Genomic DNA, 14,381 nt, shown 5'->3' on the forward strand with positions numbered 1-14,381 from the left:
AGTTTAATTATATATTAAATAAATCTAATGAAATCCTGCCCGTAGCTTAAACCACCTGCTAATAAGTTGTATTCTACGAGGCAACATGCTGAATGTCATATTGCTTACACATGAAATGACTGCATCTATTTACAGCAAAAGCCACCCTACATGAGGTGGCTTTTGCAAAATGAATTCCAGGGGCTGGTCGCTTATCAGCCACGGCTTGGGTGGCCGGGCAGTTGCTAGTTGGAGCGGGTTTAAGCTCCTCTAACCCGCATAGGAAGAATGTATACAGCCTCGGAGGCCGTGATAAACAGGGTTTTGCGGTCTTTACCCCCGAAGCAAACATTGCCCGTCCAGGGCTCAGGAATAGCAATGTGCTCAATCTGCTTGCCCGCGGTGTTGTATACCGTAACCCCTTGGCCGGTTAAGTACACGTTGCCTTCGTTGTCAATGGTCATACCATCAGAGCCCTGCTCCACAAACAGCTCACGATTCGTGAGCTTCCCATCGGCGGTTATCTGGTAGCGGTAGGTTTTGTTGGCTTCAATGTCGGCCACGTACAGGTGCTTGCCATCGGGAGTACCGATGATGCCGTTGGGCTTCTGCAGCTGGTCGTCCACTACCACGGGCGTAGCGCGGTAGTTAGCCAAGTAGTATAGCTTCTGGCCGCCCAGGCCAGTGTCGGGCGTCGTGCGGGTCCAGTAGTCGCGCTGGTAGTAAGGGTCGGTGAAATACAGGCCTTCTCCTTTCGGGTTAATCCACAGGTCGTTTGGGCCATTTAGGCGGTGGCCCGCTACGTCTTTAAGCAGCACCGTGTGCTTACCATCTGGCGTAATAGACCACAGTTCATTATTCTCGTCGGCGCAGGATATCAGGTTGCCCTTTTTATCGAAATATAGCCCGTTGGAACGGCCCGCTTGTGCCAGGAAAACCGTCAGCTTGCCCGCAAGATCGTACTTCCAGATTTTATTGTTGGGCTGATCGGTGAAGTACACGTTGCCGGCTTTGTCTACGGCTGGGCCTTCCGTGAACTTAAACTGTTTGGCAACAAGCTTGAGCCTGCCCGCACCAGCAATAATGGAGCCGTCGGAGCCTGATGCTCACTTGAGGCTAGCGTGAAAGCACTGGCTACCACGCCAGTACCAACTAGGGCGAAGTAAAGAAGAAGGCTGTTTGTCATAGGAAGAAAGGGATAAGGCAGCCCGACGGTACCGGGCCAGGTGTGCGTAGATGATACGACAATAGTAACGTGCCCGCCGCATAAGTAGCCACGCAGTACCGTATAGTAGTAGGGTAGCACCCGTGCCAGTTAACCTGACCTGTAGCAGCCGCGGGCTGCTCGCAGCCGTATGTTACGTGTCTGCTTACGAGCACATTTCCCCCGCGCTTTTACCGTTCTCATCCGTGGCTACCTCTACCACCGTACCAGCTGCTCCGGCCGCCGAGCCCACTTCTTCCAAAGTTGCTATTGTAGCGGCGTTGGGGGCCAATTTGGCCATTGCTGTCATCAAGTTTGTGGCCGCTACCTTTACGGGTAGCTCGGCCATGATGGCCGAAGGTATTCATTCCGTAGTAGATACTACCAATGAGTGGCTGCTCCTGTTGGGGCTGCGCCAAAGCCAGCGGCCCGCCCACGAAGGACGGCCATTTGGCTACGGAAAGGAGCTGTACTTCTGGTCGTTTATCGTGTCCATCTGCATTTTTGGCATTGGGGGCGGTATCTCCATTTACGAAGGCATTCAGCACTTGCGCCATCCCAGCGCCCTGCAAGATCCCCTGTGGAACTACGTTGTCCTGGGCTTGGCCTTTCTGTTCGATGGCGCTTCTTTCCTGGTAGCGCGTCGCACCTTCAACGCTCAGCGCAATGGCCGCTCATTCTGGTCGGCCTTCCGGGAAAGCAAGGACCCCTCCAGTTTTGTGGTGCTGTTCGAGGACGCGGCCGACCTGCTCGGTATTATTGTGGCTTTTCTGGGCGTGTTCCTGAGCCATCAGCTCCAGAATCCCTACCTCGATGGGGTAGCGTCCTTGCTCATTGGCGTTATCCTGGTAGTGGTAGCGGCCTTGCTGCTGCGCGAAAATAAAAGCTTACTACTCGGCGAGCCGGCAGATGCCGCTATACTCCGCGAGGTAGCCAGCCGCGCTCAGGCCGATGCGGCAGTAACGGCCGTAGCGGCTCCTCTGTCGTCTTACCTGGGGCCGCACGAATTGCTGCTGGTCTTGCGTGTAGAGTTCAACTCTACTCTCTCCGCGGCGGAGCTGACGACGGCAGTTGCGCGTGTGCAAGCAGCTATTCGGGCGGCTTATCCCGATATTCAGCATCTTTATGTAGAACCGGCTTTTTTACAGGCCCAACCATCAGAAATCCAATCGACAACGGCCGTGCCGGTGGCGGGCGCACTGTAGCGCTTGCCCGCGCACAACGAGGATGTAACTCATGCGTATGGATTGATTCTATTCCCCTGCCAGATGTTTGATTTTGCGACCTTATTTCGTCCCTTGGCTGAGAAAAGCCAGCAGCTCTACTTCGTGTATCACGTTGAAGCGCAGCGGCTCGTGTACCTCAGCCCAGCCTACAACGATGTGTTGGGGCTGCCGAACGAAACGGCGAACGAAGATTTGCCCGGCTTGGTAGCACGCATCCACCCCGACGACCAGCAGTACGCTGCTTTACGCTTTCGCCACGTGCTGCAAGGCCGCTTTGTGGAAGATGTAGAACTGCGCTTGTCCCCGGCCAACGACCCCGCGGGGCCACCGCAGTGGCTGTGCTTTACGGCGCACTTGGTAGCTCAGGAGCCGGAGCTGACTTACGTGAGCGGCACCGTGCAAAACATCACCCAGTCGCGGGAGTACATAGATAATGCCGACCGGTACAACAAGAAGAAGAACACCGTTCTGGAAATTCTTTCGCACGACTTGGCGGGTCCCTTCATCATGCTCAAGCAGGTAGCGGGCTACGTTGGCGGGCGCGTTGAGTCGTTGCAGGATGCGAAGCTCAATGAGTTGATAAACGTCATGCAGACTACCTGCCAGGAAAGTGTCAACCTTATCCGGGACTTCGTGGATACTGAGTTCTTGGAGTCGGCGAATGTGCAGCTCAAACTCGACCGGGTAGACGTGGCCGCGGAGCTGCGTGAGATGACGCAGCAACTACAGGAAGCCGAAGAAAATCTGAACTTGAGCTTTCAGTTTGAGGGCCCCACCACTTGCTACTTTCATCTTGACCGCAACAAGATTATGCAGGTCGTCAATAACTTGTTTAGCAACGCCATCAAGTTCACGCCCGATGGCGGTACTATTCGCCTGCGTCTGGATGAGCAGCTACGCAACTCATCATCACGCTGACGGACAACGGTGTGGGCATCCCTGCCCAGCACCAGAGCGTGTTGTTTGAGCGGTTTACCCCCGCTCGGCGGCCCGGCCTGCGCGGGGAAAAAACTACCGGCTTGGGCATGTCCATCATCAAAACCATTGTGGAGCTGCACCAGGGGCAAATTCAGGTAAAGAGCGAGCTTGAGAAAGGTACAACCTTCACTATCACCCTGCCGCGCCACGACTAGGTGGCCTGCACTACTGCTGGCAAGATAGCTCAGCCGCAGTGCGGTAAGTAATATGCCTTCTTATAGTCTGATGGTGCTACCAGCGTGTAGGTGCCATAGGCTGCTAGTGCGGTTGTTGCAGTTTTCTGGCCACAACCGCGTTGCTATTTACTCCCGGTGTGCTAGCCTACTAAGCCGGGGGCTGGTGGTTTCGGCTACTAATCAATGCTACCCACTGATGCAGAGTGCGTAGCTCCAGCAGGAGTCTACTATTCAGAAAGAGTTGTTTCATGTCTTTTCTTCTCGGTAGCACGTAATACTAGCTCCACTTTAGCTAACAGGCCTGTTGTATGAAGAAAGCCCTGCTCCTCTGCCTCTACTGCTTTACGCTCACCGTGTCGGCCCAACAGAAGGATTTACGCAGTCCTCGTCAGTTGTTCCCGGGTTTGTTTGAGGCAGTGCAGATGGGGCGCATCTTTCCCGACAATAAAACCTTTGTGGATGCTACCCCGCGGGAAGCGCCAGCCGTAGTGCTGGCTGCCTATGCGGAGCAGCGCCGCCTGCCCGGCTTCGATTTGAAGCGGTTTGTAGAAGCGTACTTTCAGCTTCCTGAGGCCTCTGCTTCGGGCTACCATACCAACATTGCTGGGGGGCTGCCCCGTCACCTCGATACCCTCTGGACCGTATTGCGCCGGCCCGGCCAAGACTCCGTAGCACCGTATGCGTCGCTGCTGCCTTTGCCAAATTCCTACGTGGTGCCTGGTGGTCGTTTCCGGGAGGTGTATTACTGGGACTCCTACTTTACTATGCTGGGGCTACGGGTTAGCCACCGCCCAGAGTTGCTGCGGGGTATGGTCGATAATTTTGCCTACCTCATTACGCGCTACGGCTTCATACCCAACGGCAACCGCACGTACTACCTCACCCGCTCTCAGCCGCCGTTCTTTAGCCGCATGGTAGAGTTGTTGGCTCAAGAGCAAGGCGACACCGTGCTACGGCGCTACCAACCAGCCCTGCTGCGCGAGTACCAGTTCTGGATGGCCGGGGCCGACTCGCTGGCACCTGGTGCGGCGCGGCGTTCTGTGGTGCGCCTGGCTGGGGGCGAAGTCCTGAACCGCTACTGGGACCAGAGTGCCGAACCCCGGGAGGAATCTTACCAGGAAGACGTAACGGCTGCCCAGCGTAGCCAGCGCCCGGCCGCCCAGTTCTACCGCGACGTGCGGGCCGCCGCAGCCTCGGGGTGGGACTTTAGTAGCCGCTGGTTTGTGCCTGGGCAAGGCTTGGAGTCCATCCGTACTACCAGTCTAATTCCCGTTGACCTCAACTGTCTACTCTATCAGCTGGAAAATACCCTGGCACGTGCTAGCCACCTGCGGGGCGATGAAGCGGCCAGCCGCAACTTTCAGAAACAAGCTGCCGCGCGTCGGAAAGCCATCCAACGGTACTGCTGGGACGCGCGCGCCAACTGGTTTGTCGATTACGATTGGGAGCAGCGTAAGCTCTCCCTGGTACGGACTTTGGCAGGAGTGTTTCCCTTGGAAAGCGGTATTGCTACCTCTACTCAAGCCAGCAAAACGGCCGCCGGATTGCGCCGCGACTTTCTACGCCCTGGCGGCCTGATAACCACGCTAGCCACTACCGGGCAGCAGTGGGATGCTCCCAATGCCTGGGCTCCCCTGCAATGGATGGCCGTGCAGGGCCTACGCCGGTATGGGCAGCAGGAGCTAGCTAGCACCATTGCGCAACGGTGGATTTCGCTTAACCAGATTGTGTTCCAGCAAACTGGCAAACTGATGGAGAAGTACAACGTTGAGAATATAACGGCACTCGGTGGGGGAGGAGAGTATCCATTACAGGACGGATTTGGGTGGACAAATGGCGTTCTGTTGGATCTTACGAAGCAATATCCCGCAGACAGCCGATAATCTAGGTATTGTTCAATGGGCACGACAGTGCCATGTCATCATTGGTAGCTTTTGTTCTTTTTTAGAACTTTAAACATTTTTTTTTGGGCTATTCAAAGTGTACGGCTGGCGCACAATAAGTGGCTGTGCGTTAGCAAGTTATATTGTTGTGCTTTTACGGGTCATATGAGGTGTAATTAGAATAGTTATATAATAACGATTAATTTAAATTATTGGCTTTTTCTGTTAATATTAGATTGTTACTATATAAATAAACCATTGAAATAGTATTAGTTGTACAGAATAGTGTATAACGATTCGATTAATTATTGTAATAGTCCAGAGAACTTTGTTCTTTTATTTAATTATATCGAGATGAGTGTAAATTTTGTATTGTACAAATAATTGAAGAATCCTTCCTTGCCGCTACAAGACCTGAGTTTAATCCCACCGTTCCTATTTCTTACTAAATGAAAACACTTTTCCTCAACACCAAGCCGCGATTGGCTATTTCGTGGTGGCAAAAGGCTGCCCTGGTAGCTGGACTATCGGCAGCGGCACTGCCGAGCATGGCGCAAACTGCCTCCATGGCTTTTCCGCGCAACGAGCCGTTTACCGGTAATGCAGCCACTAACTTCACATTTGGGGGCACGGCCCGCCTGACCGGCGTAGGTGGCACCGACAACGACCCGGTTGGCTCCGGCTACCTTCGTCTGACCAACGCTACTACTAACCAGGCGGGGTACGTGATTGATAACGTGGGCTTTCCTTCTTCGGAAGGGTTTTCTATTTCCTTTGAGTTCTTCTCCTATGGAGGGAGTGGGGCCGATGGCTTCAGCGTATTTCTGGTAGATGCCGACAATCAGCCAGCCGACGGCTTCCGTATTGGTGCTACGGGTGGTTCATTGGGATATGCCCAGAAAGACATTAGCCCGATTGCGCCCGGCGTATCAGGTGGCTACATTGGCATCGGTATTGATGAGTTTGGTAACTACTCCAACAGATCGGAGGGCCGTTCTGGAGGAAGCAACTTTTTAACCAACGAGAACAAGGTGCCTCACGGGGTAGCTATTCGGGGTGCTGGCAATGGCTCTGCTAACACCGACTACCCTTATCTAGTAGGTACCAAGCCCGGCGACATGGGCTTTACGCTGGATGTACCAACTGTACGCGCCCAAAGCGGCTCAGCGGACTACCGCCGCGCCTACATCGACGTGGTTCCGACGACATCGGGCAGCACAACCACGTACCTCATTAGCGTCAGGATTCAGCACGGTCTGGAGGTGCGCACCACGGTTGAGAACTTCACCGTACCAAAGCCTCCCGCCAACCTACGTCTGGGCTTCTCGGGCTCTACGGGTACCTACACCAACGTGCATGAAATTCGCAACCTGAATATTGTGCAGGTGCCATTTGCTACCGACGATGTGGCCTCCACCAATTATAACCAAGCTACTGACGTTAGAATCCTCAACAATGACGTGGCTCCCGGTAGCAACATCGACCCCCGCTCTGTAGACCTGGACCCCTCAGTTACGGGTCAGCAAACCGAACTGAGAGTGGAGGGTAAGGGTACCTTCCGTGTCAACCAGAGTGGTGTTGTAACGTTCGAGCCATCGGGCACCTTTGCCGGTACGGTTGTCATTCCATACACCATGCAGTCTATTCTCGGGGCTGCGTACTCATCTAGCCCAGCTAACATCACCGTGAACATAGCCGGGGCCGACGTAGCTGCCACGCTTACGGGGCCTGCCACGGCCACTGCCGGCGAGGAGGTTACCTACACCATCAAAGGCGCTAACCGAAGTGGCCTCACGGCTACGGATGTGGTATTGTCGATGCGGCTACCTGCCAACTTGCCGGCCGGCGCCGTTACCCCACAAGCTGGTGGCACCTACTATCCCACAACGGGCCTAGTAACCTTCGACAAGGTAAGCTCCCTCAGCAGCGGGCCCCAGCCATCGAACGACGGGTAACGGTAACGCTACCTAATAGCCAGACGGAAACCATTGCCAACAAGGCCGAAGCCTGGTCTGCGGTGCCTGACCCCGTAACGAGCAACAACGTTGCTACCCTCAACACCGGTATATCAGCTCCTCTACCCGTCGAGCTTCTGAATTTTGTAGCGAAGCCCGTAGGAAGCGACGCCTACCTAACCTGGGAAACTTCCTCGGAGTTAAATAGCCGTCATTTCGAGGTAGAGCGCTCCCAGGATGGGCGCACGTTTAAGCGCATTGCCACGGTAGCATCCAAGGGTACTACCCAGCAGCATTCTGCTTACGCGCATACTGATGCTCGCGCCGCCAGCATCTCGTCGCAGCCTATTTACTACCGGTTGCGGCAGGTAGATTTGAATGGCAAGGCCAAATACAGCCAAGTGCAAACCGTGCAGTTTGGGCAGGAGCACCAAGCCATTGTGGTATATCCTAACCCCGCCAACATCGCGGCCACACTCGACCTGACGGCTCTGCCCGTGGGTACTTATAGCCTCACCATATACGACGTTGTAGGCCGTGTAATTCTGCAAACGCAAGTTGCAGGCGGCGAGCTAAATCCCTTGGGAGTGGAGAAGATGCCCAAGGGCATGTATCTACTGCGAGTAAAGGGGCACGGCTTCTTCCGCAATCTGCCTTGGTGCGCGAGTAGCAGCATCCTGCGGGGTAGCAGCCACTTACCACAAAAAGCGCTGGCCTATGCAGGTCAGCGCTTTTTATGTTCTGCCCAGAGTGAATAGCCGTAGTCGAATGGCGTTCTATTTCGTAGAAAGGATGGTTCTAACCGTTTTCTATCATGTGCGGACGTTATTCTCTCACGCCGGCCCCCGGCATCCTCGAAGACCGATTTGACGCTACGTTTGCTGCCCAACTTACGGGTCCAGCGTATAATGCGGCGCCATCACAGCAACTGCCCGTTATTCTTAACACTGACCCGGGCAAGATTCAACTGCTACAGTGGGGCCTTATCCCAGGCTGGGTAAAAGAGTTGCAAAAAGCGCCCAAGCCCATTAATGCCCGCGCCGAGACTTTAACCGAAAAGCCTTCTTTCCGGCAGCTACTTCAGCGCCGCCGGGCCATAATACCAGCCGATGGCTTCTACGAATGGCAAGCCACTACCAATGGCAAAATTCCTCATCGTATCCTGCGCCGCGACGAAGAAGTATTCGCCTTTGCTGGCCTCTGGGATGAGTGGCTAGACCGCACTACTGGTGAAGTGCTGCCCACCTTCACCATTATTACAACCGAGCCCAACGACCTCATGGCACCCATCCATAACCGCATGCCGGTAATCTTGAAAGACCGGAACGCAGAATTGGCGTGGCTCGATGACACAGTGCCGCTAGCTGCTCATCAAGAGTTGCTGCGCCCCCTACCAACTGAGCTGATGCGGGCCTATACGGTCAGCAAACTGGTAAATTCTCCGGCGCACAACAGCCCCGATGTGCTAGCGCCAGCAGCATAATCCAACCACAAGCCCCCGCTACGCTTACTAACCAAGAAGTCAATAAGCGTGGTGGGGGCTTGTGTATGCAGATTGGTGCGTTGCCTGGTGGCTACTAACGGCGGAACACCTGCTTCTTGTGCAAAGCGCGTGCGTAAGCAGGGCGAGGCAGCCGGCGGCCCTTCTTGCGCTTAAATAGGCTAAAGCCTGGGCTGGGAAGCCCACGAACAGTAGTGGTACCAGAAACAGGAGCGAAAGATGCAGCCTCGCTAGGAAGCACAATAGCAACAGCAAAAAGTACGAGTAGGAGGTGTTTCATGGCATTTATGGAGTATATAATTGAACTATGACCTAATAATAAGAGAAATACTTTAATAATTAGATATTTAAATCCAATAAATGCTTGTTATGTTATAATTATGAGGGTCAGCAACGTGTTGCAATAAGATTTCCATTCCCTTTTAGCTACCTCCTGTCACGACAAAAGGCCCTGTCAGCGCAAGCTGACAGGGCCTTTCTGGAATCTATGAGGGCTCAGCCTAGTGGTGCGAGTCTTCGGCGTACTCGGTGGCTTTAGCCGCCGCAAATACAGCTAAGCCAGCCAGTACAGCTACCCCTAGGATGAGTTGGGTAGTAGTGAAGCGCTGGGATGCCTTACGTAGAAGTGTGCTGCCATTTTTCAGCAGATCATCTAGTTGGTCTTTGTCGCCGGTGAATACCTTGTAGCCGCTTTGCAGGGTGTTAATGATATCCTCAGGCAGAATTTTTTCGATGTCCTTTTCTAGCTGGGTGCTGGGAGTGCTCATAATGCGGAAGGGAGAAACAGATGGATGAACATTCGGCGGCGCTGCCGCCGGAGTTCGTGTACGGCAAACCCTGCCTTTTTGATATAGCTCTGCTTGTATAAGTTGCGACAAGGCCGCGCCGAGTCATAAGCCAAAGGCTGGGATAAATGACCTCCTACCTAAACAACACCCTGTAACTGCTAAGGAGCACAGTGAAAGTAGCAGGCAACAAAAAAGGCCTCATCTACGGATGAGGCCTTTCTCTTTGGTTAGGAGTGGCTTATTCGTACACCTTCACCACGAACACGTAATCACGCAGCTTGCGAATTTGTTGAGGACGTGAGGTGCCTGCTAATTGGTTGGCCCGCGGTAAGTTGTAGGCCTGGCCGGCACCGGCAGCACTCAGAGAATCTACCAGTTTCATCAGATACGACGACTTGGTGGCAAAAGCCGCGCTTTGCACATCCATCTGCCGGCCGCTGATAATGCCAATCAAATTGCCCCGGTCATCGAGCAGTGGGCCCCCCGAGTTGCCGGGGTTCACGGGAATGCTAATCTGGTAGAAACCCGTGTCGCCCTCAAAACCCGAACGGGCGCTCAACGAACCATCGTTGAACACGAGGTCTTCGCGGGGGTAGCCTAGGGTATACACTTTCTCACCTAAGTCCGACTGGCCCCGCTTGAAGGAGTAGGGCAAGCGGCCGAAGCCCTTAAAGTCTTTGTCTTTAATATGCAGAATAGCCAAGTCGTGGGCCACGTCTGTGAATACGGGTTCGGCGCGGTAGCGCTGCCGGTCACGGCTCTCGATCAGCAGAGAGTCGGCACCCTGAATTACGTGGTAGCTAGTTACTAAGTAACCATCTGCCGTGAGGGCAAAGCCAGTTCCGCTAAACTTGCCAGGGTTAATGATTTCGGGCTTCGCGTTGCCATCTACCTGGCTCAGAGTCCGGTTCATGGCTCGCTGGTTGCGCTTGATGCGCTCTACTTCGCGCCGTAGCACGGTGTAGCCATATAAAGAGCCAGAAGAGTTTTGCGCCGCCCGGTACATCTCCAGCCCAAGCAAGGTGGCAAATACGGCCAGCACCGCTACCGAGGCTGCCACCATCATGGTAGCGCGGTGACCATGCCAGAAGGTGCGCAGCTTTTCTTCCGTGCGTGAAATGCGCAGCAGTGGGCGAGGAGCCGTGCTAGTAGCAAAGGATTCTTGCGCAACCTCTGGGGTGATGCGTACTGCTGCTTCGGCATCCATTTCCGCCTGAATGGCGTGGAGCTTGCGGCGGGTAGCCAGCCGGCGCCCGTAAGCTGACAGGGTACCCGTCAGCTCCTCATAGTCTTGCAGGCGGCGGGCAAAGCCGGGGTCAGTAGCCAACCGATGCTCTAAGTCGGCCCGCTGGGGGGCGGCCAGCTCGCCAGAGCGGTAGGCATCAAATAAGGCGTAATAATCAGATTCGGTTTTCATTTCGTAGCGCGGGTGGGTGGTCCCGCCAGGTTCGGTGGCGCGGCCTCTTAGTAGTGCTCTTCTTCCTGATAGTGGTTGAAGAACAACTTCTTGAGGCGCACCAGACATTTATATTTCTGGTTCTTAGCATTGTCGGCGTTGGTATAGCCGAACTCCGCCGTGAGCTGCTGCATCGACTTGTCGAGCAGGTAAAATCCTTCTAAAAGCGAGCGGCATGGTTCTCCAATCCGGTCCAGCGCCTCCGCCATAGTGGCGAAGCGCCGGTCGCGCTCTTCGGCCAGCTCCAAGTCGGCCTCGGCGCCGGTTTCGAGGAAAGGCTCATGGTCATCGAGGCGGCCGCCAAAGCGGGTTTTCTCGGTAAGCCGTTTCAGCCACAAGCGGCGGCACACGGCGTAGAGGTACGTTTTGATCTGGCAGCTCAGTTCCAAGGAGCCGTCGCGTACCTTCTCATAGAATACCATTACGCCCTCTTGGTACACGTCCTTTGCTTCGTCGTCGGTGCCGCTGTTTTGCAGCACGTAGTGCGAAATCATGGGGAAGTGCAGCCGGTAGAGCTGCGCCAGCGCCCGGTCGTCGCCGTGGCGGATAGCCGCCACAAACTCCTCATCGGTGTAGGAAGGTTGTCCCTTACCCATTCGCTTTGCTTATTAATACGTTGCCGTCCGGTTGGTAACCCGGTAAAAAAATATTTTCTACAGTTGGGTTACCATTCATCCAAGTAGGTATCAAGGACGTTTTTCGGACTAATTTTTTCAAACCTACTACCAAAAATGAAGAACCTCCTGAAGGTATCCGCTCTGGCTGTTGTATTCGCTGCTACCCTCGCTTCTTGCGGCGAGAACAAGACGGCTGAAGAAACCACTACCACCACTGAGGCTAGCACTGTAGAAACTGCTCCTGCTACCACGGATACCACTGCTGTAGCTGCTCCTGCTGGCGACTCTACCGCTGCTGATGCTGCTACCACCGCTGCTCCCGCTACTACGGAGTCGACTACCACGACGACGACTGAGCAGAAGTAATCACGCGCTGGCGTATGCCAGCGTGCTACTTGAAGGCCTGGGTTCTGTTCAACGGAACTCAGGCCTTTTTGCGTATAAAACGGCGGCACCAGCCTTCTGCATGGCATAGTAGCACACGCATACGCGGCTGGTGTTGTTGGGTTTTGTTGGCGGCAAGCCGTAAGATGCGGGCTCAACTTTTAGCTACCACTAGCCGTGCGAAGTTTTCAGGCAAGCAAAGCGAAGGCAGCATGCTTCTGACTACGTACGCAACAGGAAAAAGGCCGATGGGTGAGATTAGCAGGGGCTGACCCGTTAGAGTTTCTCCTCCAACCATAAGAAGCCTGCGCCGAGTAGAAACAGCACAAAGCCCCACCACCGAGACCAGGGTACTGAGGTAGTAGAGGCCGGAAGAACCGCATTAGAAACCTGCGTAGGCTGAGCCGCCCAAGCGGCGGCGGCGGCCTGCTGAGTTTGTAAGTGCGGGGTCATCCATTGGGTGGGGCTATACACGTACACCCACGAGGTAGCAGCTCCGCTGCTGAAACGGTGCCAGCCACTGGTAGTAGGCCAATAAGTAGCTGTTGCCCAATCTGGTATGTGCACATCTTGGTGCGGAGCCACGCGCACCGGCTGGCCCCCTGGAGGGGTTACTACAAGGGCCTGTGTGGTGCCGCTCAGGCGCAGGGTTAGTGGCGCGTTGGGCCGCGGCCAGGCTTGCTCCGCGGTGATAGTACCCGTTGGAGAAAGAGTAGGAGCCGCGGCCGATAGGAGCTGGCTCCAATAGGCACCGTACGTGGTGGCATTGCCCTGCAACATCCACGGGAACGTTTCGGTGAGCGTAGTCACCACAACTTGCCCCTGCCCAACGCGGCGGGCAGCAGCCACCGCTTGGTTCTGCGTGGTGGTTACCAGGGATTTAGCGGCGGAAGTAGAACGAAGCAAGGCGGGTACTAGCGCCGTAGCGCGGTCGGTGGCTCCGGCCCAGCGTACAACTTGAGGCTGTTGGGCGGCTGCACCAAAGCGCATTTCTAGCGCAAACGCAGAGCGGGCTGGTAACGCCCGTGGCAGGGTAGGGCTATCAGCCAGGAGTAGCACACCTGCTTGGCCTTCTTGCAGGGCGGCACGAAGCGCACCAGCTTCGGCCCCCGACAAAGCTGATACGCTAGCAGCATCGGCTACTACTACGTCGGTATGGCTAAGCAGGGAGGCGTTCAGGCGAGTCAGATCAGCCGCCTTTTGATTCAAGAACTCGGTTTGGGTAAGGCCACGGCTCAGGCCCGTGCGCAAGCTCACGGCGTGCCTCTGCTTTGCCAGGTAGTTTTTAAGAAAGCGAAACTCAAACGACGGAGTAGCGGCCAGTAGCAGCACGCGCAAGGGGCGGCTAGGAAGTATTTCTACTGGTAGAGGCTCTGTTTGTAGCTGGCTGGCTTGTGCTGAGGGGCGGGCGTCTAGTTCGTACACTGCCTGCCCCGGCGTTTTGGGGCGGAAGCTGACGCGAAAAGACCCTTTGCCCGTAGGAAGCTGCACCGAGTCGCGCAGGGCGCCTGCCGCGCGCAGGCGCACCCACACAGGCCCCGCCGGCAGGCCAATGTTATCGAACCACCCTTCTGCCACCCAGGGTTGTCCTACCTCTGGGCGCCGGGCCCAGGTAGCATGGCGAAAACCCGCCCCCGGCTTGGCTCCGTGGGTGATAAGTTGTATAGTGCCTAAGTCGGGTAAATCTGCGGCCGGAAGCCCCTGGCCTAGTACGTGCACTTGGCGTAGGGCCGGCACTTGGTGGCGCAAAACGGCCAGGTTAGTAAGCGCGGGGGTATCGGGAGAAGCGGTAGCGGGGTAGCGCCACAATGCCGTGCCAGGCCCCAACTGGCGTAGCAGACGGCGCAAAGTATCCGGTGAATAGCCATCCGTAAGTACCAGGGCTTCGTTGGTGGCGCGGGGTACGTGGTGCGTGGGCGGAAACGCCAGCAGCCACAGACCTGCTCCCGCGAGTAGTCCGGCCAGCAGCCTGCCGTAGCGCCACCGGTTATCAGGCGCCGCCAGGCCGCTCGGATGAGCCCTATAGTCAAGAGCAAGCATAGCCCTAATACTAGCCAGAAGACTAACGGATATGTAGCAGAAACGGAGGGGGTTGAAAGCAGCACAGAGTCAGGAGCTAGAGCGAAGGGGGTGAAGGCAACAGCAGCATCGTTAGCGGCTTGTTGCCTCCAGTGCTTGGAAGTAGCGCCGGGCTAGTCGGTCGGCAGGGGCGCGGCGCTGGGGGCGGGAGGAGT

The 14,381-nt window shown here is 55.6% G+C and carries 14 protein-coding genes; 8 read left to right on the forward strand and 6 right to left on the reverse strand.

The features are described from left to right. Positions 1 to 239 precede the first annotated feature (239 nt). Positions 240 to 1,064, reverse strand: coding sequence for an SMP-30/gluconolactonase/LRE family protein (locus VI25_RS19210; RefSeq protein WP_152981708.1), 825 nt, complete (start codon positions 1,062 to 1,064; stop codon positions 240 to 242). Between the two features lie 325 nt (positions 1,065 to 1,389). Between VI25_RS19210 and VI25_RS19215 the strand changes: the two genes are divergently transcribed. The 7 genes from VI25_RS19215 (at position 1,390) to VI25_RS19245 (ending at position 8,884) form a co-directional block, all read left to right on the forward strand. Further along, positions 1,390 to 2,388, forward strand: a complete 999-nt coding sequence (locus VI25_RS19215; protein WP_045690097.1) for a cation diffusion facilitator family transporter — start codon at positions 1,390 to 1,392, stop codon at positions 2,386 to 2,388. A 63-nt stretch (positions 2,389 to 2,451) separates the two neighbouring features. Next, a complete protein-coding gene (locus tag VI25_RS19220; protein WP_045690098.1) occupies positions 2,452 to 3,327 on the forward strand; it encodes a sensor histidine kinase in 876 nt (291 codons plus the stop codon). Positions 3,328 to 3,338: 11 nt separating this feature from the next. Further along, a complete protein-coding gene (locus tag VI25_RS19225; protein WP_045690099.1) occupies positions 3,339 to 3,542 on the forward strand; it encodes an ATP-binding protein in 204 nt (67 codons plus the stop codon). Positions 3,543 to 3,871: 329 nt separating this feature from the next. Continuing rightward, positions 3,872 to 5,446: an alpha,alpha-trehalase TreF gene (treF, locus tag VI25_RS19230; protein WP_045690100.1), complete on the forward strand. Its 1,575-nt coding sequence runs from the start codon at positions 3,872 to 3,874 to the stop codon at positions 5,444 to 5,446. A gap of 449 nt (positions 5,447 to 5,895) precedes the next feature. Next, complete coding sequence (locus VI25_RS19235; protein ID WP_045690101.1) at positions 5,896 to 7,401, forward strand: lectin-like domain-containing protein; 1,506 nt, start codon at positions 5,896 to 5,898, stop codon at positions 7,399 to 7,401. Positions 7,402 to 7,463: 62 nt separating this feature from the next. Continuing rightward, positions 7,464 to 8,159 (forward strand): T9SS type A sorting domain-containing protein, encoded by a 696-nt coding sequence (locus tag VI25_RS19240; RefSeq protein ID WP_052695529.1) that lies wholly within the window; start codon positions 7,464 to 7,466, stop codon positions 8,157 to 8,159. A 56-nt stretch (positions 8,160 to 8,215) separates the two neighbouring features. Beyond that, positions 8,216 to 8,884, forward strand: a complete 669-nt coding sequence (locus VI25_RS19245; protein WP_045690102.1) for an SOS response-associated peptidase — start codon at positions 8,216 to 8,218, stop codon at positions 8,882 to 8,884. Positions 8,885 to 8,978: 94 nt separating this feature from the next. On the opposite strand, the gene VI25_RS19250 is transcribed toward VI25_RS19245, so the two are convergent. The 4 genes from VI25_RS19250 to VI25_RS19265 all read right to left on the reverse strand — a co-directional run bounded on the left by VI25_RS19250 (position 8,979) and on the right by VI25_RS19265 (position 11,742). After that, on the reverse strand, positions 8,979 to 9,182 hold the full coding sequence (locus VI25_RS19250) for a hypothetical protein (protein ID WP_045690103.1): 204 nt from the start codon (positions 9,180 to 9,182) through the stop codon (positions 8,979 to 8,981). 220 nt (positions 9,183 to 9,402) lie between these two features. Beyond that, positions 9,403 to 9,669 carry a hypothetical protein gene (locus VI25_RS19255; protein ID WP_045690104.1) on the reverse strand — a complete coding sequence of 89 codons (267 nt, stop codon included), beginning with the start codon at positions 9,667 to 9,669 and terminating at the stop codon, positions 9,403 to 9,405. 259 nt (positions 9,670 to 9,928) lie between these two features. Then, positions 9,929 to 11,107: a serine protease gene (locus tag VI25_RS19260; RefSeq protein ID WP_052695531.1), complete on the reverse strand. Its 1,179-nt coding sequence runs from the start codon at positions 11,105 to 11,107 to the stop codon at positions 9,929 to 9,931. Positions 11,108 to 11,154: 47 nt separating this feature from the next. Beyond that, positions 11,155 to 11,742, reverse strand: a complete 588-nt coding sequence (locus VI25_RS19265; RefSeq protein WP_045690105.1) for an RNA polymerase sigma factor — start codon at positions 11,740 to 11,742, stop codon at positions 11,155 to 11,157. A 135-nt stretch (positions 11,743 to 11,877) separates the two neighbouring features. Between VI25_RS19265 and VI25_RS19270 the strand changes: the two genes are divergently transcribed. Further along, positions 11,878 to 12,129 (forward strand): hypothetical protein, encoded by a 252-nt coding sequence (locus VI25_RS19270; protein ID WP_045690106.1) that lies wholly within the window; start codon positions 11,878 to 11,880, stop codon positions 12,127 to 12,129. 294 nt (positions 12,130 to 12,423) lie between these two features. Here VI25_RS19270 and VI25_RS19275 read toward each other — a convergent pair whose 3' ends face one another. Further along, positions 12,424 to 14,187 carry a hypothetical protein gene (locus VI25_RS19275; RefSeq protein ID WP_055562754.1) on the reverse strand — a complete coding sequence of 588 codons (1,764 nt, stop codon included), beginning with the start codon at positions 14,185 to 14,187 and terminating at the stop codon, positions 12,424 to 12,426. Positions 14,188 to 14,381 lie beyond the last annotated feature (194 nt).

Source organism: Hymenobacter sp. AT01-02, assembly GCF_000961955.2.
GTDB classification, from domain to species: domain Bacteria; phylum Bacteroidota; class Bacteroidia; order Cytophagales; family Hymenobacteraceae; genus Hymenobacter; species Hymenobacter mucosus.

Coding starts and splice junctions, on each gene's coding strand:
- VI25_RS19275 (WP_055562754.1), bottom strand. CDS start 14,187: ATGCTTGCTCTTGACTATAGGGCTCATCCGAGCGGCCTGGCGGCGCCT.
- treF (WP_045690100.1), top strand. CDS start 3,872: ATGAAGAAAGCCCTGCTCCTCTGCCTCTACTGCTTTACGCTCACCGTG.
- VI25_RS19270 (WP_045690106.1), top strand. CDS start 11,878: ATGAAGAACCTCCTGAAGGTATCCGCTCTGGCTGTTGTATTCGCTGCT.
- VI25_RS19255 (WP_045690104.1), bottom strand. CDS start 9,669: ATGAGCACTCCCAGCACCCAGCTAGAAAAGGACATCGAAAAAATTCTG.
- VI25_RS19250 (WP_045690103.1), bottom strand. CDS start 9,182: ATGAAACACCTCCTACTCGTACTTTTTGCTGTTGCTATTGTGCTTCCT.
- VI25_RS19260 (WP_052695531.1), bottom strand. CDS start 11,107: ATGAAAACCGAATCTGATTATTACGCCTTATTTGATGCCTACCGCTCT.
- VI25_RS19235 (WP_045690101.1), top strand. CDS start 5,896: ATGAAAACACTTTTCCTCAACACCAAGCCGCGATTGGCTATTTCGTGG.
- VI25_RS19245 (WP_045690102.1), top strand. CDS start 8,216: ATGTGCGGACGTTATTCTCTCACGCCGGCCCCCGGCATCCTCGAAGAC.
- VI25_RS19265 (WP_045690105.1), bottom strand. CDS start 11,742: ATGGGTAAGGGACAACCTTCCTACACCGATGAGGAGTTTGTGGCGGCT.
- VI25_RS19220 (WP_045690098.1), top strand. CDS start 2,452: ATGTTTGATTTTGCGACCTTATTTCGTCCCTTGGCTGAGAAAAGCCAG.